The 26,775-nt window shown below is 62.4% G+C and carries 19 protein-coding genes and 1 tRNA gene; 7 read left to right on the top strand and 13 right to left on the bottom strand.

What is annotated here, in order from left to right:
- Nucleotides 1-19: 19 nt before the first annotated feature.
- From VHD36_02880 to VHD36_02865, 4 genes are all read right to left on the bottom strand, one after another.
- Nucleotides 20-1,483, bottom strand: coding sequence for a selenium-binding family protein (locus VHD36_02880; protein HVU86236.1), 1,464 nt, complete (start codon nucleotides 1,481-1,483; stop codon nucleotides 20-22).
- Nucleotides 1,484-1,867: 384 nt separating this feature from the next.
- Nucleotides 1,868-2,932, bottom strand: a complete 1,065-nt coding sequence (locus tag VHD36_02875; GenBank protein ID HVU86235.1) for a polysaccharide deacetylase family protein — start codon at nucleotides 2,930-2,932, stop codon at nucleotides 1,868-1,870.
- Nucleotides 2,933-2,942: 10 nt separating this feature from the next.
- Nucleotides 2,943-4,028, bottom strand: a complete 1,086-nt coding sequence (locus VHD36_02870; protein ID HVU86234.1) for an isochorismatase family protein — start codon at nucleotides 4,026-4,028, stop codon at nucleotides 2,943-2,945.
- Nucleotides 4,029-4,083: 55 nt separating this feature from the next.
- On the bottom strand, nucleotides 4,084-7,059 hold the full coding sequence (locus tag VHD36_02865) for a PVC-type heme-binding CxxCH protein (GenBank protein HVU86233.1): 2,976 nt from the start codon (nucleotides 7,057-7,059) through the stop codon (nucleotides 4,084-4,086).
- Between the two features lie 281 nt (nucleotides 7,060-7,340).
- Between VHD36_02865 and VHD36_02860 the strand changes: the two genes are divergently transcribed.
- Together VHD36_02860 and VHD36_02855 are read left to right on the top strand one after the other, a co-directional pair.
- Nucleotides 7,341-8,819 (top strand): thioredoxin family protein, encoded by a 1,479-nt coding sequence (locus VHD36_02860; protein ID HVU86232.1) that lies wholly within the window; start codon nucleotides 7,341-7,343, stop codon nucleotides 8,817-8,819.
- Between the two features lie 286 nt (nucleotides 8,820-9,105).
- Nucleotides 9,106-9,178: transfer RNA gene (locus tag VHD36_02855), tRNA-Phe, on the top strand.
- A 413-nt stretch (nucleotides 9,179-9,591) separates the two neighbouring features.
- On the opposite strand, the gene VHD36_02850 is transcribed toward VHD36_02855, so the two are convergent.
- From VHD36_02850 to VHD36_02835, 4 genes are all read right to left on the bottom strand, one after another.
- Nucleotides 9,592-10,497 carry a ThuA domain-containing protein gene (locus tag VHD36_02850; GenBank protein ID HVU86231.1) on the bottom strand — a complete coding sequence of 302 codons (906 nt, stop codon included), beginning with the start codon at nucleotides 10,495-10,497 and terminating at the stop codon, nucleotides 9,592-9,594.
- A 1,070-nt stretch (nucleotides 10,498-11,567) separates the two neighbouring features.
- Nucleotides 11,568-12,473: a haloalkane dehalogenase gene (locus VHD36_02845; protein ID HVU86230.1), complete on the bottom strand. Its 906-nt coding sequence runs from the start codon at nucleotides 12,471-12,473 to the stop codon at nucleotides 11,568-11,570.
- Nucleotides 12,474-12,506: 33 nt separating this feature from the next.
- Nucleotides 12,507-12,836, bottom strand: coding sequence for a cupin domain-containing protein (locus VHD36_02840; GenBank protein ID HVU86229.1), 330 nt, complete (start codon nucleotides 12,834-12,836; stop codon nucleotides 12,507-12,509).
- Between the two features lie 44 nt (nucleotides 12,837-12,880).
- Nucleotides 12,881-13,894 carry an NADP-dependent oxidoreductase gene (locus VHD36_02835; GenBank protein HVU86228.1) on the bottom strand — a complete coding sequence of 338 codons (1,014 nt, stop codon included), beginning with the start codon at nucleotides 13,892-13,894 and terminating at the stop codon, nucleotides 12,881-12,883.
- A 237-nt stretch (nucleotides 13,895-14,131) separates the two neighbouring features.
- On the opposite strand from VHD36_02835, the gene VHD36_02830 reads away from it, so the two are divergent.
- The 3 genes from VHD36_02830 to VHD36_02820 all read left to right on the top strand — a co-directional run bounded on the left by VHD36_02830 (nucleotide 14,132) and on the right by VHD36_02820 (nucleotide 17,317).
- Nucleotides 14,132-15,079, top strand: coding sequence for a GNAT family N-acetyltransferase (locus VHD36_02830; protein ID HVU86227.1), 948 nt, complete (start codon nucleotides 14,132-14,134; stop codon nucleotides 15,077-15,079).
- A gap of 465 nt (nucleotides 15,080-15,544) precedes the next feature.
- Nucleotides 15,545-16,210: a PEP-CTERM sorting domain-containing protein gene (locus VHD36_02825; GenBank protein HVU86226.1), complete on the top strand. Its 666-nt coding sequence runs from the start codon at nucleotides 15,545-15,547 to the stop codon at nucleotides 16,208-16,210.
- Nucleotides 16,211-16,711: 501 nt separating this feature from the next.
- Nucleotides 16,712-17,317 (top strand): PEP-CTERM sorting domain-containing protein, encoded by a 606-nt coding sequence (locus VHD36_02820; GenBank protein HVU86225.1) that lies wholly within the window; start codon nucleotides 16,712-16,714, stop codon nucleotides 17,315-17,317.
- A gap of 233 nt (nucleotides 17,318-17,550) precedes the next feature.
- Here VHD36_02820 and xylA read toward each other — a convergent pair whose 3' ends face one another.
- Nucleotides 17,551-18,861: a xylose isomerase gene (gene xylA, locus VHD36_02815; GenBank protein HVU86224.1), complete on the bottom strand. Its 1,311-nt coding sequence runs from the start codon at nucleotides 18,859-18,861 to the stop codon at nucleotides 17,551-17,553.
- 252 nt (nucleotides 18,862-19,113) lie between these two features.
- Here xylA and VHD36_02810 point away from each other — a divergent pair, with 252 nt between their 5' ends.
- Together VHD36_02810 and VHD36_02805 are read left to right on the top strand one after the other, a co-directional pair.
- Nucleotides 19,114-19,638, top strand: coding sequence for a DUF1569 domain-containing protein (locus VHD36_02810; GenBank protein ID HVU86223.1), 525 nt, complete (start codon nucleotides 19,114-19,116; stop codon nucleotides 19,636-19,638).
- A 141-nt stretch (nucleotides 19,639-19,779) separates the two neighbouring features.
- Nucleotides 19,780-21,000, top strand: a complete 1,221-nt coding sequence (locus tag VHD36_02805) for a DegT/DnrJ/EryC1/StrS family aminotransferase (GenBank protein ID HVU86222.1) — start codon at nucleotides 19,780-19,782, stop codon at nucleotides 20,998-21,000.
- 76 nt (nucleotides 21,001-21,076) lie between these two features.
- On the opposite strand, the gene VHD36_02800 is transcribed toward VHD36_02805, so the two are convergent.
- From VHD36_02800 to VHD36_02785, 4 genes are all read right to left on the bottom strand, one after another.
- Entirely contained in the window at nucleotides 21,077-21,493 is a 417-nt protein-coding gene (locus VHD36_02800) for a YkgJ family cysteine cluster protein (GenBank protein HVU86221.1), read from the bottom strand.
- A gap of 84 nt (nucleotides 21,494-21,577) precedes the next feature.
- Nucleotides 21,578-22,774, bottom strand: coding sequence for an aminotransferase class V-fold PLP-dependent enzyme (locus VHD36_02795; protein HVU86220.1), 1,197 nt, complete (start codon nucleotides 22,772-22,774; stop codon nucleotides 21,578-21,580).
- Nucleotides 22,775-22,787: 13 nt separating this feature from the next.
- Nucleotides 22,788-24,899, bottom strand: coding sequence for a PAS domain S-box protein (locus VHD36_02790; protein ID HVU86219.1), 2,112 nt, complete (start codon nucleotides 24,897-24,899; stop codon nucleotides 22,788-22,790).
- A 438-nt stretch (nucleotides 24,900-25,337) separates the two neighbouring features.
- Nucleotides 25,338-26,606: a hypothetical protein gene (locus VHD36_02785; protein ID HVU86218.1), complete on the bottom strand. Its 1,269-nt coding sequence runs from the start codon at nucleotides 26,604-26,606 to the stop codon at nucleotides 25,338-25,340.
- Between the last annotated feature and the right edge of the window lie 169 nt (nucleotides 26,607-26,775).

The raw sequence follows: 26,775 nt of genomic DNA, 5'->3' as shown, positions 1-26,775 counted from the left end.
TCGACGACCAAGCGACGACTCACGTCCAAATATCCGACGTGCAGTCGCCGCCGGGGTAGCGCATTTCGTGCGCTCGCGCAGGGCCGCCCGGTTCGCGGCCGAAGTCGACGAAGAAGCGGTCGTTGATTTTCATTCCGCCCTTCGGATCGCAATCGACCTGCAGGAGGAACGAGCCGGTCTTGGCCATGTCGGGATAGAACTGATTGTCCCAACTGCTGAAAAGCGAGCTGGTGACATACAGCCGGCGGCCATCGAGGCTCAGCTGCAACATCTGCGGACCTCCTACGACTTTGTGCCCCGCCACTTCCGGCGCTTTGCCCAACAGGCCGCCGCACCATAACTGGCCGGTCAGCTTCGGATTCGCCGGATCGCTGACGTCGTACTGACGGATGTCGCCGTGCAGCCAGTTGGAGAAATACAGGTAGCGATCGTCCATCGACAGCACCAGGTCCGTGATCAAGCCGGGCAGCGGAAACGGGAAGCTCTTTACTTCGACCGGGTCGACGGCGATCACCTTGTCGACTTGCCAGCGATCGCCCGCCTTGTGCCAATGCCACATCGTGCTCGATAGCGCCGCGCCGACAAAACCGTGCGTGCTGTCCGGATTGTGGTGGAAACGGACCTCGAGCGGGATGCGCCCTTGATCGCCCAGGTCGGCGGTTTGCACGATCGCGCGCTTCTGCCAATCCCAGAAGTGAATCTGCGTGCCGTATTTGCCGGCGGCGACGTCGTCGAGATTGAAGCCGCCGTAATACGTCTGCGGCGCGGACCATTCGCTCGACACCATCACGTTGTGCCGCGGCTGATACCAGAAGTCGTAATTGAACTTCATGCCGGGGGCGCTATTCTCCCAGTGTCCGGCAATGTCGAAGTTTTCGTCGAGCACGAGAAAGCCGCCTGGCCCGCGTCCCTCGGCATCGCCCAGCATCGAGATAATGATCCGCCCGTCCGGCGCGCAATGTACGGTGTGTGGGGCGCTGAGGTTGGCCTTGGCTTTGATCGTCTCGGGCGCGATCACCTTGTGCATTTTCGGCGCGCGCGGATCGGACGTGTCGACGATATGGATGCGGCTGGAGCGCTGACCAGGAATAACCAGGTAGCGGCGCGATTTTTGGGCATCGCCATGGCAGGAGCTGCACGCGTTCCAGCCGAAATGGTGGAGTTCGTCGCCGACAAACGGCATCGGCAGCCTGTGAATCACTTGCGAATAGGTCGAAGACTTCGGATCGACGTCGATCGTCGCCAAAAAGTCGGGCTTTTCGACCGGCGTGCCCGCATATAGACCAAGCGTGTAGAGCAATTTTTCGGGCGGGGCCTTGGCGGCCTCTTGCGGCGAAGGGTAGCCGGGCCCGCAGCAACTGGCCGTTTCAGCGGCGTCTTTGGCGGATGACTTGGGCGGCTGGGCGGCGGCAAGTTGCCGTGCTAGTTGTTGTGGCAAGGCACCAGCGGCCGCGGCGGCGATCAAGAAGTCTCGGCGATGCATCGAAGTATCCTCCCCCAGTTATTCGAAGCGATGGAACAAGCGCCAAGATTATACCGATGCGCGGAACCGGAACGACTCTCCCCTTTTGGGAGCGCTCGGGTGAACGTAACATCGATCCGCTGGCAGCGACTCCCCACCAAATGCGGAGAAGTCCTTGAGAGGACACTTTGTCAGGACGCCAGCAACTTACGGATGGCAACGGCGCTACCGGAGTGGCGCACAATGTGCAATGATGGCTGGCAGTGCCGATGTTCCACTCCGTTCGTCGGCATGAGGACCGCCGGTACGCATCGCCCGCCGTGTATGCCGCTGCCGGCGGTCCGCGATTTTTTTGTCCCGTACTCAGACGACTTTCCAACGACCTGATCGATCTAAGCTCACCGATCAGCGGGCTTTCTCTGCGGCGACCTTGGCCCTGGTAGCGCGGGCAATCGTCCCCAGGTCGACGATTTTTGCGGCGTCCTTTGCTTTACCAACGGTCTGGCAAATCAGGTCGATCGTGCGGAAGTCGGGATCGGCGACGTACAGGCACGACGGGTGGCCGAGGAAGTCGTACACGGCGCGATTCGCGATCGCCCAGCCCAGGCCGCGCCGCACGCTTTCCAGAAACCAGTCGAGCTTCCAGCGGCCGCTGCGGAAGGCGTTGATGTCGCTGGCCGGGCTCATCGGGATTTCACACAGGCCCGACTCGTAGATAAAGGGTTGCGCCGCTGTTTGCGCCGCCACGATGCCGGCTAAGACGACTTCGCTCGGTTCGATGCCCGGCTCGCTATTCGGATGGGCCGGGTATTTGCTGCTGACCCAATCGAAACCCTGCGCTTGCAGCATCTCTTGAATATCCGGGCGATCCGCGAGGCCGTTGGCGAATCCGCCGGGCGTCCGAAAGCCATCGACCGCGATGCCCGTCCGCTCGCGCAGGGCAACGGTCGTCAGGCGAATATTGTCGGCGATCGTCTGCTCGACCGATCGGCCGGCCACCAGCCATGGCGCTCGCTTGAAACGAAATTGCACGTCTTCCGGGTGCGTGGCCAGCACGTTGACGTGATCGTAGGTATGGTTGCCAACATGATGCCCGTCAGCGGCGAGCTGCCGCAGCCAGTCGAGATTCTCCTGTTCGCAAACGCGACCGACGGCGAACAGATGCGCGACCGCGCCCGCGGCTTTGATGCGGCGACAAGCCTCGACGGTGTACGCCTTGGATTCGTCGTTGAGGTTTCCCTTTTCGTAATCCCAGTGCGTATCTTCCCAGCGCGGGAAGTTGCGGCTCATCTCCAGGTCGAGCGTGATGGCGACCAGGGCTGTGCCCGGCTGAGACTGGTTGGCCGCGCCACGACGCGCGAGGGCCGCGCCGCCCAGAACCGCCGCGGCACTGGCGCGCAGGAAATCGCGGCGGGCGAGCCGGCCGGCTAAATTTGGACGCGTCGGCGTTGTCGTTCTTGGATCGCTCATTGCAATTCGTTTACTTGGCTGCCTGGCCGGCGGCCAGCGGTTTGATCCATGATACCTGCGTCACCAGGTGATCGAGCGCGGCGAACGAGATCGCGGCGTTCGTGGCAAAGCGCGGCTCGGGATTGGCCGGGAACGTGGCCACCGTCGCATCTCCGACCAGGAAGACGTTGAAGTCGGGCGACAGGTTGTCGTAGCCGGCCGTCGTCTTGCAGAAGCACATGTCGGTGTTGTAGCCCGTCAAAAGCACGTGGCGAATTCCATTGTCGCGCAAGAACTGTCGGAGCGGGTCGTACCCCTCGCCGTCGTAGATCACGACGTCGCGCGGCGCGACCGTGATATGTTTTGAAACGGGAATCGGCAAATCCCAAAAGCCTTCGTGGTTAAAGGGGGCCGTGGGATCGAGCCCGCGAAACTGGCGAAAGTAATCGACCACCGGTAGAGCGGCGGACAGTTCGAGGGCCGCTGGCAGATCGCGGCCGTGGTAATCGAACGCCGTGAGTTTTGCAGCTAACTGCACGGCACCTTCCTTGCGCTCGGCCGGAGTTGGTTCACCACGGAAAGAGCGATAAATCTTCTTGCGGATCGGATCTTCCTTGCCGGGAAGGCTGTACAGCACCAGGCCCACGCGCGGGCGCAGCGCCGTGAGCATTGGGTTGATCACCTCGGCGATGTGCTGGTTGAGCAGCAGGTTCTTTTCCGGCGTGCACTGAAAGGCGGCGCCAGCCGGCTCGGGGGTACGCCAGCCTTGACCGTCGTCGATCCCCCACGGGTGGACGACAATGATGGCGGTGTCGCTGCCGCGCAGTCGGTTCGGCATTTCCACGATGCCGCGGGCGTTGTACGAAAAACGCCACGCGCGGACCGCCAGGTCCGCCTGGTCGTCCTGCACGAGCGCTGGGGCTTCGAAGCGGCGCGTCTCGCGCACTGGCTCGACAAACCGCGGATGGTCGGCCAACAGCGGCTGCGGATCCGCGATCGGCGTCAAGCGATTTTCGTATGCGCGGCGAGCGGCGGGCGTCTCGGCCCCGACAATTTGCGCCGCGGTAAAGTACACCAGCACGCACAACAACGCCGACAACACGGAAGATCGTGGCATGATTGTTCTCCTTATCTCGCGAGCGCCGGCCGCGGGAGAGCGCCGGCCCGAGGCATCATTTGGCATCCGGTTGTGATTGCAGCCAGGCAAACAGGTCGCGCAGATTTTGCGGCGACAACTGCTCGGCAATGTTGTCAGGCATGAGCGATTGGGGCGATTCGTTGATGCTTTCGACTTCGCTGCGCGCCAGGCGCAACCGTTCGTTCTTGGCCGTGAGCACGGTCACGCTGTTGGCATCCTGCTCGGCCAGTAAGCCGGTAAGAATGCGACCATCGGTCGTTTGCACCGTGTAGTTGGTGTACTCCTTGCGCACGACGGCGCCCGGATCGACGATGCTGGCGAGCAGGAAATCGCGATCGCGACGGTTGGCGTGCGTCAGCTCGGGGCCGATTTTTTCTCCTTCGCCGAAGAGCGTGTGGCAAGTGCCGCATTGCCGGCGAAAGATGTCACGACCTGCGTCGGCGTGGCCGACGGCCGCGCGCAGGTCGTTGTTCAAGCGCCGCACGACGGCCAGACGCTCCTCGGGCGTGGCCTGGTGGATAGCGCCCCAGAATCTTCGCACCAGCGCGTTCAGTTCCTCATCGTCATGCGCGGCGACGACGCGCAACTGATCGAGCGGAATCTCCTGAGGTTCGATTGCGCCCTTGGCAACTCGATCCAGCAATCGCCGCGCCCAGGCACGCTTGGCGAGCAGCACGTCGCGCGCCTGGCTGCGCAGATTCGGCGTCATTTGCGGATAGGCGGCCAAAACAGCATCGGCCAGCTCTGGGTCGCTCGCACGGGCAAGCGCCCGCAAGGTTGCTGCTTGCAGTGCCGCGGAATTCGTCGGCGTCAGAAGGGATGCGAGCCGCGCGATGTCCCGGGGCGCGGCGAGTTCGGCTAGAACGTCAATTGCCGCGACGCGCGACGCTTCGTCGACGTCCGCGTCGAGCGCGCGGGCCAAAACGTAATCGCGCGCTGGCCGGTGTCCGAGGCGCGCCGTGAGCCGCGCGAGCGTCATGTTGTCCCGATCCGCTTGCCAATCGGCAATTGCCAGTTGGACAAGCGTAGCCGGCGCCTCGGCAATCGTCACACGTCCGCGCCACCCTTTGTCCAGGGCGGACCATAGCGTCGTTCGGGCCGCGCGGTTGGGCGCCACGCTCAAGAGCTTCTCGCAGCATGCGGCACCATCGGCGTTCCGCTCGGCCGCGTAACGCTCGATCAATCGGGGCAAGAGAAAATCACGGGTAAGTGGCGACTGCCATGATTGCGGCGAGGTAAACGTCGCCAGGACGGCATCGCGCGATTCCGTGGCAAAATGCTCGACCGCCCACCAGATCAACAGCGGCAGGTAAGGGTCGTCCTTGTCCTCAGCGTGTTCGGCAAGCCTCGCGGCGATCGAGATTCCGGTGTCAGCCGGCAAGCGTTTTGCCGTCGAGGCCAGTTGCCGGCGCACGATCACGCTCGGCTCGTCGCCGGCTAGCTTCACGAGTCGATTGGCCGGCGATGTCAAAAACTCGGGCTCGTCGCCGATCAGCCGTACGGTCCAAGCGCGCAGATGGGGATCCGTGTCTTGCAGAAGCTGTGTAGCGGTCGTTTCATCAAAGCCGCCTACGCAATAAAGCGTCCACAGCGCTTCGAGCGGCGGGACACCGGCTCCTTGCGCGGCGCTGGGCGTGGCCTCACCGGTCGCCAGCTTCTTCAGTTGTGCAGCCACTGCCGGATTCCGCTTCTTGGCGGCACGCTCAGCCAGGATGCGACGCGCTCGGCGGACGTACCATCGGTTGGTGATAGCCAGCTCGCTTACCAACGCGTCATCATCGACGTCGCGCAGATCGCGGGTCGGCTTGCGCACAGCCCCGCGCGGCTGAATGCGATAGACGCGCCCGTTGCGGCGATCCCATTCGGCGTCAGGATCGGGATGGGCGGTGCGGGCGTCGTGCCAATCGGCGACGTAGACCGCACCGTCCGGTCCGACCGTGACGTCGCTGGGCGCGAACCAGGTGTCATTGGCGGCCAGCAACGTTCCGCCATGTGCGGAGCTGAACGACGAGCCGCGCAGAGCGAGCGTGTGCCAATGGACGGCGTGACCCAACAGGTCGGCGGCGATGTAGCGTCCGCGAAACTCCGCGGGAAACAAGTCGGCCTGGTAAACGATGCCGCCGTCGGTGACGTGCCCACCCGTGAAGTTTGCGTGCGGCACGTGATCGAAATAGCCGTAGGTATACGGATTGTGCAGCGCGCCGTGCTTGCCGAAATTCTTCCAGTAGTAGCCTCCCTGTACGCCGTGGAGCATGACGAAGCCGCCAAAGTTCGTGCTATACAAGAGCTCTCCGTGGGCGTCGAAGTCGACCCCCCACGAGTTGCCACCCCCTTCGCAGAACAATTCGAACTTGTGCGATACGGGATGATAGCGCCACACGCCTTGCTGGAATTCGATGCCGCGCACGTTGGCCGTGACGGTGCTTCCCTGTGCGCCATACAGCCAGCCGTCAGGTCCCCAGGTGAGTGAGTTGGCGACGCTGTGTGCGTCTTCGATGCCGAAGCCCGTGAGCAGTACCTCGGGATCGGAGTCGGGCACGTCGTCACGATCACGGTCCGGATAAAAGAGCAGGTACGGGGCGTTCATGACGAACACGCCGCCATAGCCAAAGGCCAACCCGCTCGCCAGGTTCAGCCCGGCGACGAAATCCTTGGCGCGGTCGGCCCGGCCGTCGCCGTCGGTATCCTCCAGGATCGTGACGCGATCGGCGCCCGGTGTGCCGCGCGGCGGCGGCTCGGGCATTTTGTCGTAGACGGTGCGTGAGTACCGATCGACCTGCACCCGCTTGAGCCCTGCTGGGTTTGGATACTGGAGATACTGCACGACCCACAGGCGGCCGCGATCGTCGAACTCGATAGCCACCGGCTGGCGGACCAGCGGCTCGGCGGCCACGAGTTGCGCCTCGAATCCCTCGGCAATGGTCATGTGCCGCGGGGCTTCGTCGGCCGGGTAACCCTGGCCGTATGCACGATCAGGCGTCACGAGCATCGCGGCCACGAACACAACCACACAGAATTGCGCCAGGGCGCCGGCCCCGACGAATCGGACGAATGGCGCTGCGCTATCGCGGCAAATTTTGGCAAAGAATTTCATGCGGCCAGAGGTGGGTAGGCTAGCGCGCGTTGGGGTGGGCTAACAGCGCTCGATGATAGGCGGCCCGACGGCGATCGGCAAGAAAGCATGTCGGCCGCCACTCGGCCGCCCCGAAATGGATTTGCTTCGCCGCGCGCGGGGACGATAAGATGGCGGTTGCATCGCGGAAAAACCCAATTTTGAAGTGGGATAGAGCCATGCGCGTTCTCTCTTCCTTGCTAACCTGCGCCTTGCTTGCCTGCGCGGCCCTGGGCTTGCAGGTCGATCCGGCCGATGCGGCTCCCCCGGATATCAAGTGGATTCCGCGCATCGACCTTGGCCAGCGCATGGCGGTCGATGAGCAGAAGGACTTGCTCATTGTCTTCACAGGCCACGGCTGGTGTCACTTCTGCACGCTACTCGAAGACGAGGTTTTCAAACGGCCCGAGTTCGCCGCGGCGCGCGACAACTTCGTGCTGGTGAAGTTGAACTTTCTGGCGGGCGATCTCGAACAGTTGCCCGCGGAAATGCAGGAACTGCAGGATCGCTACGCGAAATGGAAAGAGCAGTACCTGATTTCAGGAGTGCCCGTAGTCGTGTTGGCCGATGCTACCGGGCGGCCGTTTGCATACACGGGCTATCACAAGGGGATCACGCCCGCGTCGTTCCTCGCGCATGCCCGAAAGGCGCAGCAGGCGCGGCGTCAGCGCGATCAATTGTTCGACGAAGCGCGTCAAGCCGATAGCGACGGCGCGCGTGCCCAGAAGCTGCACGAGGCGCTTGCCAGTGTGGCGCCGCTTTTGAGCACGCTGGACGAGCGCAAGGACGATCCGCTGTTTGTGTTCTATGGCGACGTGGTGGAAGAGATTCGCCGGCTCGACGCGAATGGCACCGCTGGCGTTCGCAAGATTTACGACGACCGGATCGCGGCCCTGCCCCAGTGGCGCAAGCTCAACGAGATCTGGGCCCAGATGGACGAGGACAAGCTCGCCAAGGACTACAAGCGGGCGATTGCCCGGCTCGATGCGGCGTTACCCGCCGTGACCGATGCTAAAGAGCGGTTGCGGCTGGAATGGGCACGGCAGGTATTTCTGGAATGGGATGGACAGTACGAAAAAGCGCTGGCGAATGCTCGACGGATGCTCGCCGATCCACAAATCGACAGTCAACAGCGCCAGAATTACCTCGGACGCGAGGCCTACAACCTGGTGAACGCTGGCACGCTCGACGAATACTCGAATCAATGGGCACGGCGCTATGCCGACGCTGGGGACGACGCCGAACGTTTGAAATTGCTGAGCGAACGTGCGAATTATTTTCACGGCACGCCGGACGTGGGCCGGTCGATAAGCGCCTGGCAGGAATTCCGCAACGCCGCGGAGCCCAACAGCGAACCGTGGCAGACAGCGACCCTCTTTCTTGGTCAGGAATCGGCGCGCGCCGGCGATCACGCCCGGGCGATCGCCTTATTGACCGAGCTGTGGGAGCTTTTCCAAAAGGGTGATGTGCCGGGCACGCACGTGCTACTGAGAATTGTCGAAGCGCAGCAGGCAGCGGGTGATCGCGAAGCGGCGCGCGCGTCGCTGGCCAAGGCCGAAATCTCGCTTGCGGCCGAGGCCAAACAGCTCGACGACCCTCGCGTTTTGGATCATCTGAAATCACGTCTGGCGAAGCTGCGCGAGCAAGCCGGCGAATGAGTCGATCGACGCGCACAAACCTGAGCTACCATTGATCGGGGGCCTTGGTGCTATGAGCCCCCACTACGTGCCTGCGCGGGCACTGCCGGATGGCGATTGACAACCCGTGGGATGGCTCTTACGATTGCCCATTGCTTTTTCGTTCGAATTCGAGGCTGCAAGCTGGCTGAATGGCAGAGTTTGCGGCGAATCGGCGGCGCGGCCGGACGAGTAACCGACATGGATTGGCCACCGTCACACGTTGGCCACCGCCACACGTTGGCCACCGGATCGAGCGAAGAGTTTTGGACAGGTAGCTCAGTTGGTAGAGCAGTGGACTGAAAATCCACGTGTCGGCGGTTCAACTCCGCCCCTGTCCACTGTCGCCGTGGACCCCGGTCCTGAAAAATTTTTTGCCGTCGCAAGTCTTTGGAACGTTCCCAGTCTTGGGCGATCGCGTCCTCTTCGCGCGATGAATTTCTCTTGCGTGTTCTCGCCGCGCGATGTTGATGGCGACCCTGCCCTGCTTGATTTGGGCGCTAGCGACCCGATGGCGCTAATGGCCCCCCCTTTGCTATTTAACCTTCCACGGTTCCGGCTCGATTTCACGTCGACCTGCCCGCCACGGCGCGCGGGCGCTGCCTAAAGTCGGCGTAAAGGCGAATACCCCGATTCCGAGCAGCAGAAAGACAAAAAGGAGTGCCGCCATGTGTTTCAGCCGGTCTGCCCAAGGCTTTCCGCATCCAAGAATCTCCGGGATCGCAGACCCAGGCTACAGAATGCGCTTCGCTTGCTATTTCTTCTTCCCCTTCGGGTCGAGGTTCTGCCGCAGCTCGTCGCGCTCGACGTGCGACGGCACGCCGTCGGCCGGGACGTCGCCGTGGGCGGCCCATACCAAAGCATTAAGAATCAACTTGCGGAAATAGTCATCGCCCCAGTTGATGTGAAAGTGTCCGCCGGTGAAGCCGATGCCACGCCCACCATCGGGTCGTTCGACGGCCCAGGCCAAAATCTCTTCGCGTCCTGGATGTTCCTTCGCCGCGGGTGTGCCGCGCACACCGTCCGGTGGCGTGGCCGACACGATCGGAATCACTCCTTCCATGTCGGGGCGGAACCGCATGTTGAAGTACCATTCGTCGCGAATCGAAAATGGCGTCTTCACGCCGCGCGTGATCGGATGATCCGGCAAGCTCTTGATCTCCGCGACCCAGTGCGGGTTGATCGAGTAGCCGGTCTCGTAGTAGCCGCCGATCCAATCCTTCAGCTCCGGCCCGCCACGATCTTTCGGCACTTCAACCGCATAATGAACGCACACCAGGCCGACTCCCTTGGCCATGAGCGCGCGCATCTGCGCCAGGTTTTCGTCGCGAATCAGCGGATGCCCTGATCCGCCGTCCATGTATAACATGATGGCATCGGCGCCGTCGAAGGCGTGGGGATCCTTCGGCCAGCCATTGAGATGGGCGTCGCACTTGATGCCGGGCACATTGTCCAAGCACTTCTTCAAGAGCAGGACGCCGGCATTGAATTCGTGGTCGCCCGCGCCGTGGCTGGGCGTGCCCGCCACGAGCACGATTTTTTTGTCAGCAGCGCGGGCCTGCCCCGCGAAGCACGCGACAGCGGCAACGACAAACGGCAGGCAGGCCAACAAGGAACGTCGGCTGAAGGTTACGCGGGCAGAGTGCGGCGAAGTCATCATGGGAATGCGATTCCAGGTGTGCAGGCGCGTAGCGGATAACGGTTGGTCGCTATCTTACAGCGCGTGGCGCGGGGAATGAACCACCGTGCCGATGCCCTGGAAGCGTTCACATCTGCCGCGAGCGAGTGGAACTACGGGGCTGAACGCGTGCCCTGGGAGCCGCCTGCTGGCGATCGCCTGTCTTTGCGGGCCGGGCCGTGGATGCCTTTCCCGACGCCCTGACCTGCTCGCTCTCCGGCTGCTCGAGCACGGGGTCGGCAACATTCGCAGCGTCTTCCGAACCAAGAATCGCCACGAAGCTAGGCACTTCATCCGGGCCAGGAGGCAATCGCACACAGCGCGGCTCGGGGGCGGGCTGCTCGTCGAGCGGTCGCGTCACGCGGCTCGATTCCGGCGGAACTTGCGGCGGTTGCAGCGATGCTAACGCGGCGGTCTCGTTCTTGGATCGCTGTTGTTTCGCGATGCTGGCTCGCCCAGCAGTGCGCGGAGCCGGCGAATTCGCGCGGACGGGCGAGGCACTCGTGGCGCGCTGACGTGGCTGAGTACTTTTCTTCGAGTGGACCGTCGTCCTCTCCTTCTGCGGCGCCGAGGCTGCTCCACGCGTCACGGCCTGCACCACCGGCTGGCGTACGGTAGCAGGAGGCTGGTCGGTGCGCGCCGGTGCCGACGACAACACGATCGCCGACAGGGCCAGAATTGCTCGCGCACGATTTCGTCCGCTGCTTAACATGAATCACACATCGACCCGGGCGTTTGCTTCCGAACGAGCGCGGCGCTCGACACTCGATGGCCGTCATCCCTGAGGATCGTCGCAACACGGCCAGCTCATGAGCGCTAACTACATGGGGCGCAACATCCTCGCGCGCGGTGACGCCCGATAATCTCACCACCACCTACGACCGTCAAAACGCGTCACAACGATCGATCGACAGACGACCAACGCCCCGGAAACCACACGGCTCGTAACGCCCGAGCCGAATGGTCCGATGGTGCGTGGCCGCGAAAACTTGCCGGCTGTGCCGGTGGAATTGAGATCCATCCCAGGCCGGGCTTCGAACGCCACGTCAACCTTACGGATGCCGCGCGAGGAATTGCCGGATGTTCTCGGCGAGCTCTTCCCCTTTGTCCTCTTGCAGGAAGTGGGCGGCGTCGCGGATCGTGATCGCCGGCTCGTCCTTGGCTGTGGGAATGATCCGGCGAAAGAACTCGTCTCCGCCGGCGGTAATCGGATCACTGTCGGAGAACATCACCAGAGCCGGCTTTTTCCATTGCTTGAGGGCCTCGCGCGTTTTGATCATCACCGGCGACGCTTCGTCCGTGGGCGCGACAGGCACCAAGAGCGGAAACTTCGCGGCCCCCGCCTTGTAGCTGACGTCCGGAAACGGCGCTTCGTACGCCGCGATGATCTCTTCCGAGGGGTTCGACTTGGTCGCTCCCTTGATCACAAATCCGACGGGCAGATCGGTCATGCGCTCGGCGAAGCCTCGCCACGCGGCGAAGGCGGCGGCGCTCTTTTTCGCCGCCTCGGTCTGCGGCGGCTCGCCGGTCGGCAAGCCTGTGTTCATGATCACGAGTGCCCGGAAACGGTCGGGCATCTCGGTGGCGATCGGCAGGCCGATCAAGCCTCCCCAATCCTGGCAGACCAGCGTGATGCGTTTCAGATCGAGTGCTTCGATGAATCCGGCAACCGCGTCATGGTGCATCGCATACGTATAGTCCGACCGCTCCGCCGGCTTGTCCGAACGACCGAAGCCCACCAGGTCGGGTGCGACCACGCGATGTTCGCGCGATAGGATGGGCACCATCTTGCGGTACAGGTAGCACCACGATGGCTCGCCGTGCAGACAGAGAATCGGGTCTCCCTTCCCTTCGTCGACGTAGTGCATCCGCAGCCCGTTCACCTCCACGTAATGGGGCGCGAAGGAATAGCCGGGTAGGTTTTCAAACCGTTCGTCGGGCGTGCGTAAGATTTTCATCGCGTCGTTCTCCTCGGGGCGTGCCGCAGGGTTTTATTTCTTCAGCAGGATTGTGACCAGCACCGTTGCATCAACGAGCGCGTGCAACGCATGAGGGCAACCGCCGGGCAGTCCCAGCATCTCGCCCGCGCGCAATGCGTGCGAGCGATCGCCGGCTGTGAACTCGATTTTTCCTTCCAGGCATTGCACCGTGATTTCACCAGGCACCTGGTGCGTGGGGATTTTCTTGCCCGCAGGCATCACGAGGCGAATGACTTCCAGCGCGTCCGTCACCAACAGCGTAGAGGTGGGCGACGTGGCGATGTCCGCGCCGAGTGGGCGAATATCGATCACCTCGTTCAGTTGCGCACGTGGCAGGGCCATCGATCGACGCTTCCTTTCTCTACGAGACGGGTTCCATGCACCGCTTAGGCATTTAAATCCGCGACGCGAATCAACAGCTTCCCGAAATTCTTCCCTTGCATCAGGCCAATGAAAGCCCGCGGAGCATTGGGCAGTCCGTCGATGACGTCTTCGCGATACTTGATTTTTCCGGCGCGCACCCACCGGCCTAGCGCCGCGAGCGCTTGCGGGTATTGATCGTGGAAATCGAAGACGATGAATCCTTCCATGCGGGCGCGATGGACGAGAATCATGCGCCCAGGGCGCGGTCCAACGGCGGGCTTTTCGAGGTTGTATTCGGCGATCATGCCACAGACCGCGATGCGCGCCCGAAAGTTGAGGTTTTGCATCACGGCGTCGAGGATCTCGCCGCCGACGTTTTCGAAGTAAACATCCACTCCGGCGGGACAGGCCTCGGCGATCGCCTTGCTAAGGTTCCCGGCGGTGCGGTAGTTGATCGCGGCATCGAAGCCGAGTTCGTCGCGGATATAGGCGGCCTTTTCGTCCGAGCCGACGATGCCGACGACGCGGCACCCCATGATCTTGGCGATCTGGCCAACCACTCCGCCGACCGCGCCCGAGGCTGCCGAGACGACGACGGTTTCGCCGGGCCGTGGCCGGCCTACTTCCAGCAAACCGAAATACGCGGTCAGTCCCGGCATACCTAACACACCAAGGGCCGTCGAAACCGGCGCCAGGCTCGGGTCGACTTTCGTCACTCCGGCGCCATTGGAGATCGCATAACGCTGCCAGCCGAAGTTCGGCCCGACGACGAAGTCGCCGACGGCAAATTTCGGGTGCTGCGACGCCTCGACCCGGCCGACGCCGCCGCCGACCATCAACTCGCCCGGCTGCACACCGGCGGCGTAGCTTTTGGCCTCGCTGATCCGGCCGCGCATGTACGGGTCGAGCGACAGGTAGCCGATACGAACGAGGAACTGTCCGGCAGTAGGCTGCTCGACCGGTCGCTCCTCGAGGCGAAAATCGCTTTCTTGCGGAAAACCAACCGGTCGGGCGGCCAGCACGATTCGTTCATTCATCTTGGTTGTCACCGCACAAAGCTCCCAACGGGAATCAAGAGAGATACGAACCGCCGGCGGCAAGGATTGCACCGCCACGAAATGCGCCCACAATCTACCGCACAGGCGCAAGGCTGCAAGCAAACTGTCGCAAGGCTGCAAACAAATGGAAACGCCGTTCAAAACCTGAGTCGGGTGCCAGTGGTGGCTCGCCACCAGCACCGCACACCGCATGGCACTACCTCGAACGATCTGGTCATGACGCAATTTCTCGACATCCACGTAGCCGGCGACGCCGAGCGCCGCCAGGCCCACGAGAATTGTCACGACGTCTGGTCGCTGGGCTTGTCGTTGGCGGATCACGTCGCTCGTCGCGAAAACTCCGCGCTCCATCGCCGTGCGCGGTGGATCGTCGGCTGCATCGAAGGGCGCGTCGTGGCCGCGCTCGCCAGTCATCCGCTGCGATTCTTATTGCATGGGCGCTCGTTCCCAGGCATCGGCATCGCTTCAGTCCACACGCTCGAGCAATACCGTGGGCAGGGGATTGCGCAGCGCTTGATTCGATGGATCGAATCGCTCGAACAACACGAAGGGGCGCGAATCAGCGCGCTGTTCTGCGACATTGAGCCGCGTTACTACGAACGGCTGGGCTACACGCTTTGCCCCTCGCACTTTGGCACCGCCAAGACCGATGGCGCGGGGAGTCCGCAGGCAGGTTGGCGGCTCGTGGCCGCCGCCGCGGGGGAGGAGTTCTCGCAGCGGGTCCCACGGTTGGCCGAGATTTACACGAGCGACCACGGTCGCCGTACGCTGGCCATCGACCGGACCGCGGAATACTGGCTGCACCTGGCCGCCCGGCTGCCGCAGGCAGAGCATTTTTGGCTTGTTGAGCCCGGGGGCCAGAAATGCAGTTACGTCTGCCTGACGACGGCCGAGGGCCAGCTGATCATTCAGGATCACGCCGTCCGCGGTGGGGATGCCGCATGCCGGGAGGCACTCTTGCGGTCAGTCATCTCCCTAGCCCGTGAGCGGGGCGTGGCGCAGGTGGGGGGATGGCTCCCGGCGACCCCGCCCGTGGAGGGGCTTTTTGCCATTTCGCCCCGTCGTACGGAGCTTTCGATGGTTAAAGCGCTGGATCTGGCGTTGTCGTTTGATCCGGCTGCAATCGCGGCGGCCGATTGGTGGCAGGAGGTCGATCACGTGTAGCTGCAAGGAAGTGGGCAGTTTCCTCTCGCCCGGTGGCCGGTATTTGCCGCCCCTAATAGACTTGGGCAGCCATTCTCGCCCCCCCCGCCCCCACACACACCAAACGGGCAGAGACACGAAAATCTGGGATTTTTAGGAAAGAGAAGCTTTACACAATCTCTGCCCTCTAGTACAGTCATGGTCGATGGCGAGTTTGTATCGCTCATCGGCTTACCAGCATCCCTGAGTTGCTAATGCTCTTCGGCAAGAATCGCGCTTCGTTCGCCGGCTGAGAAAGCCCGGACAAGCTTGCAGCCCATCGGGCTGCCCTTCTGCGATTCCTCTGGCCCCATTCCTGTTCACGGACTTGCGTGCTTCGTTGCGCGCATCTCGGCGCAACCAGGTTGCCGGAACTAACCGAAGATTTTTACCCCGTCAAAAACCATGTTTGTCGTACGTCGAAACCATCCGCTGACCTCTGCTGCCGTGCGTGCCACACTTGGGCTCGCGCTGCTGCTGACCGCGCGGACGGTGCAGGCGACGACGCTGTCGGACCTGCTGGTTCCCGGTGCGACATTGCACGCGGGCAACGTGACATTTAGCGACTTCACGTACCTGGGCACGGGCCAGATGCCGGCGCCCAGTTCGATCAATGTCGTCCCACAGTCGGCAACCAACAGTTTATTGTTCCAGGGAGCATTCCTGGATATGCCCGCCGGTAACGGCTCCGACGCCACCTTTGGGTTTCACGTGACGGCCGATCAAGGCGACTCGCTCTTTGGCGCCATCCTGTCGGGTAATCCGGCCATTATCGGTCAAGGAACACTCACGCTCACCGAATCATTTGCCGAATTGCCCACGGTGCTGAATATCTTTGCCAGCACGTCGGGCCCGAATCACCTTATCGATCAGTTGTCGGGATTGAGTTCAACTACGTCGCTTACTGTGACCGGCGTGCTGCAGGCAGAGGCGACCAGCGGGGCCGCGACGTTGTCGTTCTTCGCGCCATCGTTCCAAGTCGTTACCGGGTCGATCCCCGAGCCGGCTAGTCTGTCGCTCGCGGCGATCGCCTTGGGAACGGCCGGCCTGGTGGCGGGTCGCAAGAAATGGCTCCGTCGGCAGGCAACGACCAGCGACGAAAAAACAATTTGAGAATTTTAGGGATTTTTCGGAACATCCGCCGGCAGGCGGTGATTATAGTTGGGTAGGGCAAACGCCCCACAGTTCTTTTTCGACGGTCCGTTTTACGAGTTGCTAATGCTCTCTCGCTGAGAATCGCGACAAGCCACGGATGGTAATCCAAAGCTTGTTTTTCTTGCGATTCTCCTGGGCACCGTCGCCCGGCCAGTCAATCCGGCTTTTCCGCGTGCGTCGCACCGCGCTCGTTTAAGCCGCTTGCGGATTTCTGGTCCTCGCACGGCGTGAGATCGAGCCGACCGTTCGATTCTCTGATTCGCCCAGATCCGGCCGCCACGACCGAGTTTCCAGCACGCGGTATTGGCGTTCGTTGCCGAGAGAGGAATAGAGGCCCTTTAGATTTCGCAAAAAACCATCCACAACGTTCAGCACCTGGGAACTGAGAGAACTATGACTTTGCATCGCACTTTTCTTCGACTCATTGCTTTTTCGATTGTCTTGATTGGCGCTGTCACCGTGGCCCGTGCCACGACGCTGTCCGACCTGCTCGTGCCTGGTGGTTCGATCCAGGTGGGCGACCTGGTGTTCGACAATTTCAGCTACTTGCAGACCGGCGACATGCCCGCGGCCACCGGCATAACGGTTTCGCCCTTCACCGCCCTGAACGGTGACAACGGTCTGCAATTCCAAGGTGCTTTCACCGATCTCCCTGGGAACCAGGGGTCGGACGCGCTGCTCACCTACCGCGTTACCGATGTCACGCTGGGCAACACCATCATCGGCGCTAACCTGACGGGCGTCCCGACCGTATTGGGCGGCAGTGGTACGGTGTCCGCGACCGAGAGCTTTCTGCCCGGCAATGTCAACGACACGATGAGCATTTTCGCCAACTCGCCGGGCGGCTCGCAATTGACCACGAATCTGAGTTTCGCCGGCGCGACCTCGCTGAACGTGCAAGACAGTGTGCTGGCCTTCGCCGTCGACGGTTCGCCGTCGCTGTCGTTCTTCACGCCGACGTTCCACACGACCTCGGCCCCGATTCCGGAACCGGCCAGCATCACGCTCGTCGGCATGGCGGTGGCGACGTTGGCCTGGCGGCGCGTGCGTCGCAGGAAGTCGTAAGGCTGTTTAGAGCTTCGGTTCCCGGCCGAGTTCGAACGTAATAAACGAGCCTGCGGCACCGACCAGGACTTCGAAATCCTGATCGATGTCGCAGGCTCGATTTTTTTCGCGCGCTGAAGCCGAATGGTGCATCTAAGACATGCTTATTCGCCTAACGGCGAACAAGCACGGCACTCCACGACGGAGGGGCTTCCTTCATCACTGCCGACTGCCGACTGCCCTCTGCCCACTAACTAGATGAAGGTATTGATCAAATTCTCGATCATTTCCTGGCGGCCGCTCACGTTGGGCGTGGCGTCCCCCTTCTTGAGCATGTAGGCCTCGAGCGACTTGAAGTCGGCCTTGCCCGATTCGATTTCGGCGCCAACGCCCGAGTCCCAACTGCTGTAGCGGCTCTTCAACATCTCATTGAGACGGCCATCGGCCCGGATGGCGGCGGCGATCTTCAGCCCTCGCGCGAAAGCGTCCATGCCGCCGATATGGGCGTGGAAGAGATCCACCGGCTCGAAGCTTTCGCGGCGAACCTTGGCGTCGAAGTTCAGCCCGCCCGTCGTGAACCCGCCGTATTTCAACAGCACTAGCATGATCTGCGTGGTGAGATAGATATCGGTAGGGAATTGATCGGTGTCCCAGCCGAGCATCAGGTCGCCGTAGTTGGCGTCGACCGAGCCCAGGAAGCCTTGCATGGCCGCATATTCCAGCTCGTGATGCATCGAATGGCCGGCCAGCGTGGCGTGATTGGCTTCGATGTTCATCTTCACGCTCTTTTCCAAGCCATAGGCGCGCAGGAAGTTGATGCACGCTGCTACGTCGAAATCGTATTGGTGCTTGGTCGGTTCCTTCGGCTTGGGCTCGAAATAGAACTGCCCGTGGAAGCCAATCGACTTGGCGTAATCGACCGCCATGTGCATGAAGCGGGCCAGGTGATCGACCTCGCGCTTCATGTCGGTGTTCCACAGGTTCTGGTACCCTTCGCGTCCACCCCAGAAGGTGTATCCGTCGCCGCCCAGCTCCTTGGTGACTTCCAGCGCTTTTTTCACCTGAGCCGCGGCAAAGGCAAACGCGTCGGCGTTCGAACTGGTGGCCGCCCCATGCACGTAACGCGGATTGCTGAACAGATTGGCCGTACCCCACAAGAGCTTGATGCCCGTGCGCTGCTGTTCTTCCTTGAGCACCTTGGCGACGGCGTCGAAATTCTTGTTCGATTCGGCCAGCGAGGCCCCCTCGGGCGCCACGTCGCGATCGTGGAAGCAGTAGTAGGGTGCGCCCAGCTTTTCCATGAATTCAAAGGCGACGCGCACGCGATTGATGGCGTTATCGACCGAATCGACCGGCGCTTCCCAGGGGCGCAAGGCGGTGCCCGGCCCGAACGGATCGGCCCCCGCGCCGCGGAATGTGTGCCAGTAGGCGACGCTAAAACGGAAATGGTCCTTCATCGCCTTCCCTTCGACGATTTCGTCGGGGTTGTAATGATGGAAGGCGAGAGGATTCTTCGACGTCGGGCCTTCGTAGCGGATCTTGCTGACTTCGGGGAATGCGGCCATGTTCGGTTGCTCTACTTGGAGTGAATTATTCGTGCGGTTTAATGTTCGTGTCGGGCTTGGGACGCCCGACGAGAAACCCCCATCGTGCCAAACCAAGGCCGCGCAGGCAATCGCCCCCCGGTCTGAAGGGGCGATCAGGAAGTTTGCCAGCGCGGAGAAGCTGCGATAAAGTGAGGCATCTTTTCCTGCGCCGCGCCGGGTCTCTTCGGCGACCGACCGACCGGCGAATTCGCCCCCACCGGGATGCCGACTATGGCCGTCGATACCAAAAAGGTCAGCGGACGACGCCGGTTGCGCTTCAATTCCATCGACGAGGTCTGGGCCGAGGCCGAAACACTCGCCGCGGCTCCGCAGGTCATGTGCCTGGGAAATTGGTCGGTTGGGCAGACGCTCAAACATTTGGGCGTGGCGATGGAAGGCTCGATCAACGGCACTGGCTTCAAGGTGCCGCTTTGGCTGCGGATCATCGGGCGCATGTACGTCAAACGACTACTGCTCGACGGTCCCTTCCCGACCGGTTTCCAGGTACCGCAGTCGGCGGCCGAGCGGCTCGTAGCGCCGGATACCACGACGCCGGCCGAGGGGCTGGCGGCGCTGCGCCACGGCATCCATCGTTTGCGCAGCGAGACGGCGCGCACGTCGCATCCGGTGGCCGGACCACTTTCGATCGAAGAGTGGGATCGCTTTCACTTGCGGCACGCCGAAATGCATCTGAGCTTTCTCGTACCAGATCACACCGCGAAGCCGCGGCCGGCGGCGGTCGAAGCTGCTCGTTAAGCTGCGCTCGGCCGGGCTGAGTGCTTATCGCTCGTTCCTCTTCGCGCCGTCTGCTAAAACGGCCTTGCGCAATAAATGCGCGAGCTGCCCAATCCCTCGCATAGCATCGATGACCCCCTCTTTGTGAAAGACGAGCACTCGATGGCCCAATTGGCGCTCGCCGGCGGCCGGCCGGCCAAGACAAAATCTTTTCCACAGTGGCCGCAGTACGACGAGCGCGAACGTGAAGCCCTGCTCGGAGTACTCGACAGCCGCGTCTGGTGGCGTACGCCCGGAACGCGAACGTTGGCTTTCGAACGCGATTTCGCCGCCTACCATCAGGCGCGACATGGCATTGCGGTCACCAACGGCACGCACGCGCTGGAAGTCGCGCTCTTGGCCGTCGGCATAGGGCCAGGCGATGAAGTGATCGTGCCCGACTATACGTTCGTCGCCACGGCGAGCGCCGTCCTCATGACCGGCGCCGTGCCGGTGCTCGTTGACGTCCGGGCGGACAACTACTGCATCGACTGCGACCTCGTCGAGGCGGCCATAGGGCCGCGCACCAAGGCGATTCTGCCCGTACACATGGGCGGGCATGCGGCGGATCTCGATCGCTTGACCGAAATGGCGAACGGCCACGGCCTGATCGTGTTGGAAGATTGCGCCCACGCCCACGGCAGCCAGTGGCGCGGACGTCCGGTCGGCACCTTCGGCCGGGCCGGCACGTTCAGCTTTCAGCAAAGCAAATTGATGACCGCCGGCGAAGGGGGCATCATCATCACCAACGACGACGAGACCGAACGTCTGCTCCGCTCGGTCCATGATTGCGGACGGATGCCTGGCAAGTGGTTTTATAGCCATTTTATCTACGGCTCGAACTACCGGCTCAGCGAATGGCAAGGCGCGATTCTCGGTGCGCAACTGACGCGTCTCGACGAGCAAACCCGTCGTCGTCATGAAAATGCCCGGTTGCTGGACCGGCTGTTGGCCGATATTCCCGGCATCACACCACAGGCTTTCGACGCACGCATGACCCGCAACGGCCATTACGCCTACATCTTCCACATCAATCGCGCGCACTTCGCAAACATCAGCACTGAGCGCTTCATCGAGGCCATGATCGCCGAAGGTATACCGAACCAGGCGGCCTATCCGCCGGTCCACTCGCTGGATGTATTCGCCAGCGGCGCCTTCCGCAGCCGGCTCTGCCCAGGCACCGACGGGCACCCGAGCTGGCAGCGCGAATTTCCGATCACCGAGCGGGCCGCCTGGGAGACCTACTGGGTGCCCCAATATGCGCTTCTGGGCGATGAAGAAGACATGCACGAGATTGCGGCCGCCGTGCGGAAGATTCAGCAGCATGCAAGAGAGTTGGCATAAGCCGGCCGCAGATCCTCGGTGCCATGCTTTTTTGCGCACCGAATAAGCATGCCGCTGCCACGATCCGTCTTGAGAATTACAGCCGCAACACCTTGAGCTGCTCGACGATCTTTTCCAGCGGTACCAGGTTCCCCTTGCCGCTGCCCGGGCAGGCTTCGCACGTTTCTTTCCAGGTCTCGGGCGTGCGCACGTTCGATTCCCAGAAGGGCCAGGTGCGGCACTGGCGCGGCCGATCTTCGTAAACCGTGCAGCGCCGGGCTTCGCCATCGAAGAAGACACAGTCGCCGTTGTCATACTCGATCAGGCTCTTGCGCACGCCCACCTCGCGCACGTAATCCTGCTCGAAATCTTCGACCGACAGGTTGAAGCGGCGTGCCAGGGCGGCAATCTCCTCCTTGTTCACCCACACATAGCCGGGGGCGCCGGTGCAGCAATCGCCGCACTGCGTGCATTTGAATCGCAATCCGTCGCGGTACCAGGGTTCTTTGGCCATGGGGTCTTCCTCGAACTTCGTCTCGTATGCGCCGGGCGACACGGCTAGCTTGTTCCGCCGCGTGAACGCTCGCAAAACGCAAATTTACACGACCGGCGACTGCGCGGCCACTTCGGCCACCGCGCGAACGGCGACATCGATCTCCTCCTCGGTCGTCAGCGGACCAGGGCTGAAACGCAGCGTTCCGCCCGAGGCCGTCGTGCCGAGCGCCCGATGCATCAGCGGCGCACAGTGCAGGCCGGCCCGCGCCTGAACGCGAAACGAAGCGTCAAGCGTGGCGGCCAGTTCTTGCGGATCGTACCCGGAAACCGAGATGCTGACCACGGCCACGCGCGCCTCAGCCGAACGCGCGCCGAACAGGCGCACGCCTTTGATCTCTGACAGGCCATCGATCAACTTTCGGGTACGCTCGATCGCGACGCTGCGCAATTGTTCGATGCCACGTTCCGCCAGCCATGCGATGCCGGCGCCCAGCCCCGCGATGCCGGGAACATTCAGGTTGCCTGCCTCGAACTTATCGGGCATCGCATCGGGTTGGCGGTCGCGGTCGCTGTGCGTCCCAGTGCCGCCTTGGCGAAGGGCCGGAATCTGGTCTGCGATTTCCGGGCGGACGTACAAGAATCCGGTGCCCAGCGGCCCGAGCAAGCCTTTATGGCCCGGTGCGGCCAACAGATCGATGTGCATTTGTTCGACGTCGATGGCGATTTCGCCAGCGGTCTGAGCCGCGTCGAGAAGAAACAACACGCCACGGTCGCGTGCTATCGCTCCTACCTCGGCGGCGGGCTGGATCATGCCCGTCACGTTCGAGGCGTGCGTCATTGCTACCAGACGAGTCGTGGGCCGCATGGCCCGGCGAATCTCGGCAGGATCGACCACGCCGGTCGCGTCGCAGGAAACCCGGCTGATCTGGATACGACCAGCTTCCTGCAAAGCGGCCAGCGGCCGCAAGACGGAATTATGCTCGGCCAGTGTGGTCACGACGTGTCCGCCGTCAACGAGCGCGCCGTGAATCGCCGTGTTCAGCGCGTCGGTCCCGTTGAGCGTAAAGACGACGTTTTCCGACTGTTTCGCGCCAATCCATTCGGCGATCGCCCGGCGGGTATTCTCGACAAGGCCTTGGGCCGTCACGGCCTCGTCGTACACGCTGCGGCCCACCGCAGCGCCCACGTCGCGCAGGTACTGCTCGACGGCGCGGTAGACCGGGGCCGGCTTGGGCCAACTGGTGGCGGCGTTATCGAGATAAACGCGTTTCAACGCTGTCGAGTGATCAAGGGGTGGCAACGAACGAGCTCCGTCAGTCCTCTTTTACCGGCAACTCGACCACGATGCGCGTCCCCCGGCCCGGCGCGCTATCGATCAGGGCATGTCCTCCCAGCAAGCGCGCGCGCTCGCGAATGCCGCGCAGTCCGAATGAGTTGGCCGTGGTGGCTTGCTCCATATCGAAGCCGATCCCCTGATCGACGATTTCCAGCCGCACCCAGGCATTCTCTTGCGTCAGCCGCACTCGAATTTTTTTCGCCTGGCTGTATTTGGTGGCGTTGGTGAGCGCTTCCTGGCAAATGCGAAACAGGATACCCTCCAACAGCGGCGTGAGCCGCTCGGAGCGCATCTGATGCTCGAACTGAACCACTTGGGGATCGAAGTACTCGTGGATCAGGCATTCAATCGCCGGCGCCAGCCCTGATTCGTCGAGCATCATCGGCTGCAGGCCGTTGATCATCCGCCGGGCCTCTTGAATCGTATTCCGCAAAAGCGCCAGACCGTTGTCAAACGTCTCGCGGGCCTGATCCGAGACATCGCCCAGAGCGCGGCGCGCCGCCTCCAGATGCATGAGCGCCGCGGTAACATATTGCACCGGTCCGTCGTGAAGCTCGTAAGCGATCAGCTTGCGATCCGCTTCTTGCCGATAGAGAAGCCGGCGCAAGAGGATCTGTTCGTCGCGTAGGGCGGACTCGGCCGCTTCGCGTTCGGAAGCCTCTTGGAGCAATCGCTTATTGGCGGTTGTCAGCGAGCTGGTTCGCTCGGCGACGCGACGCTCCAGTTCATCGAGCACGCGGCGCAGTTCTTCTTCAGCGTGTTTGCGTTCCGAAATATCGACCGCGACGCCACCGATGTATCGCTCGCCCGATTCCGAATCGACCGGAAACTTGTAGACCAGCCAGTGCCGCAGAACACCGTCGGCCGTGGGCACCGCCTCGGTCGTTTGGATGCAGCGGTTCTCGTTCAACACCCGCTCGTCATTGGCCGCCAGCTTGCGGGCTAGCTCGGCGTCGAACATTTCGAAATCGGTTTTGCCGATGACCTCTTCCGTGCCGCGCTGAAAGCGCTTCAGATACGGCAAATTTGCGTAAACCCGGCGGCCATTGGTATCCTTCATAAAGGCGATGGCCGGACTGTTATCCATAAACGCGCGAAAGCGTTCTTCGGTGGACCGCTGCGCCAGTTCGGCGTTCTTGCGATCGGTGATGTCTTCGATGCAGCCGACGTAGCTGGCTGGCTTGGTCTCGTCCCCTTCCAGCCGCCGGGCAACGGCTCGGGCCCAACGTATTTCGCCGCTTTCAAGCACGACGCGGAACTCATCCAGATAGGGGCTACGCTGCAGACACGACTTGCGCCACGTGGCCCGCGAATGTGCAATATCGTCAGGATGCATGAAGGCCGTCCAACCGAAGCCCAGCAACTGCTCGTTCGTGCGGCCGGTGATCGCTTCCCACTGCGTGCTCAGATAGGTGCAATAGCCGCGCTCGTCGGCCTCGAACACTCCCATGGGCGACGCCTGGCAAAGCGTGCGAAAACGAGCTTCGCTGGTGCGCAATGCTTGGACCGCCCGCCCGCGCTCGATCTCGCGCGCTGCGCGGCCGGCAAACAAGGCCAGCAGCGACCGGGCGGACTCACCATCGGCAAGGGGTCGCGTCCACATGGCGGCCAACAAGCCGAGTACCTCTCCGTTGGCGCCGACTAGCGGCGTGCCTACGTACGCTTCCACTTCCCATTCGGCCAGCGTGCGATCGCGGGGAAAATGGCTTTGCACGGCTTCGGTATAAATGCACTCTCCCTTGCGCACCACGTTTTCGCAGGGAGTTCCCGCCAGGCGATATTCTTTTCCGACGAGCAACTCCCCTTTGACGTACATCGCGGGCGTGCGAACGATTTCCTTCTGCGCTAGGAGTTCTCCGAAAACAACGACGTCGGCAGCCAGCGTCTTGGCCAGCGCTTCCGAGAGCGCCGGAAAGAATTCCCGGTTATCGGCTTCCGGCGAGGTCGACGGCGCGCTCAATCGTTCCGTAAACCGCCGGTAATCGGTCATTTGCTTCTCCAGCGCGGCGACACGCTGGCGCAATGCATCAACCTCGGCGAGTTGCTTGTCGGCGTTCGGGCTTTTCAGGGCCGATGAATTCTGAGTCATCCCTTGCCCCCCACTTGTGAGAGCGTAGCTGTGGGGGCCCTCAAATGGGCGCGACCCGCCGTCCCGTCGGCGGCGTGCTTATCGCGAAACTAATCCGGAGGGGGCCTGACCCCGCCATCGAAAAACTCACCACGGCGGCCCGGACACCTCCGCCATGACTTACGCGACAGGTTTCCGACCGAAATATCCGGCGGTTTGCACCAGAGGCCTGCCTCATCAACTCTATCATTGACGGCCATCGGCGACCAGCAGCCGAACGACTGACCAATCGCGAGTCGCCGGTGGATTCCGCCTGTTACAGAGACCGATGCTGCGCCGCGATGAGTTTTACGCAGGCGACCCGAAATTCCGCGGGACTGGCGATTTTCATCGCTTAACCGCCCCTGGCACCAGCGATGATCCGCTCGCACTTAAGAAGCCGCTCGCATTCGGCCCGCACTAGCGGAGTGGATTCGTCGCGCCGCCCGTCGTGCCGAAATCCGGGCCACTCTCGACATGCCCGGCCTGCACGGCCGGGTAATCGCGGCGCACCGCCTGACGAGGCGAGCGATACGGCTCGCGCACCGCACTGGATTGCAGGGCAGGGCCCGGCGTACCGGCGCCGCGTACACGCGAGGGGCGCCAGTTCACGGCTGCTTCGTCACCCGTCATCGACATTGCCGGACCGGCAGTGGTCATCGAGGTGGGCGTAACGACGCGCGAGCTGTCGCCAGGCTTCCGTGTCGATTGCAAGTTCGAGGATTCTGTTTTTGGCGCTTCTTCTTGAGTGCTCGCCGTTGCGTCTGTTTCGGCGCTCGCCGGTGTAGCGAATTGGGGACCGTCGGCAAAAACCTCATCGGCGGTCATTGCCGGTTTTGCCTTGCCACGGGCGAGTTCGCGCATCGCGTTCTCGGGTTCGCTCAGCATCGTCTTGGCGCCCTGCCGCACTCCGGGACGCAGAGCATTCTGGATGCGCGGCGCTTCTCCATCGGTCGAACGGCGTTGCTCGATCGGCATGAGCAGGCCGGGCCGAGGCTTTGCCGCGACGGGTTGTGCCCGCTCGGGAATCAGGTCACCTTCGGGAGCGTCAAACGGCAGCTCTTCCAGGTCACGTGGCGTATTCATCGTCGAGGATTCGGGCGGCGGCGCGGCTCCTTCGTCCGGTGGGATGAGCTGGTCGGGAATCTGCTCCTTCTCCGGCGCGGCCTCGGGCGCGGCTTCAGGTGCCGCCTCAGGCTGTCGCAATTCCTCGGGAGCTGCCGCCGGTGCTTCGTTGTCCGGAATCAATTGGTCGGGTAGCGGCTCGCCCATCTCGGGTTGAGCCGCGCCTTCGGGCGTCTCGTTTTGCATACCCTCGGGCAGGTCGAATACATTCTCCATGCCCGGCTCACCGGCGCCCTCGGGTGTGGTTTCCGTCGATGGCTCGGGCAGTGTATCGCTCGTCGATTCGGCCCGCTCCTCTTCCTCACCCTTGCTGCGCGCCATCGTCTGACCCGGAATCGATTCCGCACCAGGCCACGCGCGCCATAGAGTCGGGAAATAGCCGTAATTGACGGGAGCTTCAAACGGATGAGGGTAATGCGGGGGCAAAGACGTTTTGCCCATCTCCGTGTTCTCATACATGTGAGCGCAGCCGCTCAAGCTCATCGCTGTGATCGCCAAGGCGATCAGCGAGAGGTGAATCGTCGCACGTGCTTCCGACGGCTGTGTCATGAGAAGCTGACTCATCTTGGTCCCTTGGCCGACAATCTGCGGGGGCTGGGAAAGCCACCGCGACATGTCGCGCAGCTACGCAATCCGAGGATGCGGATTACAGGGACATTGATCGGCAGAATTGACGCAGTGCTTTGGCCGACTTTGACGGTTGGGGGCTTTTTTGAAAGTTTCCGGCCGCTAG

The organism is Pirellulales bacterium (assembly GCA_035546535.1).
In the GTDB taxonomy this organism is placed as follows: domain Bacteria; phylum Planctomycetota; class Planctomycetia; order Pirellulales; family JACPPG01; genus JACPPG01.
This window is presented reverse-complemented; position numbering and strand designations above follow the sequence as displayed.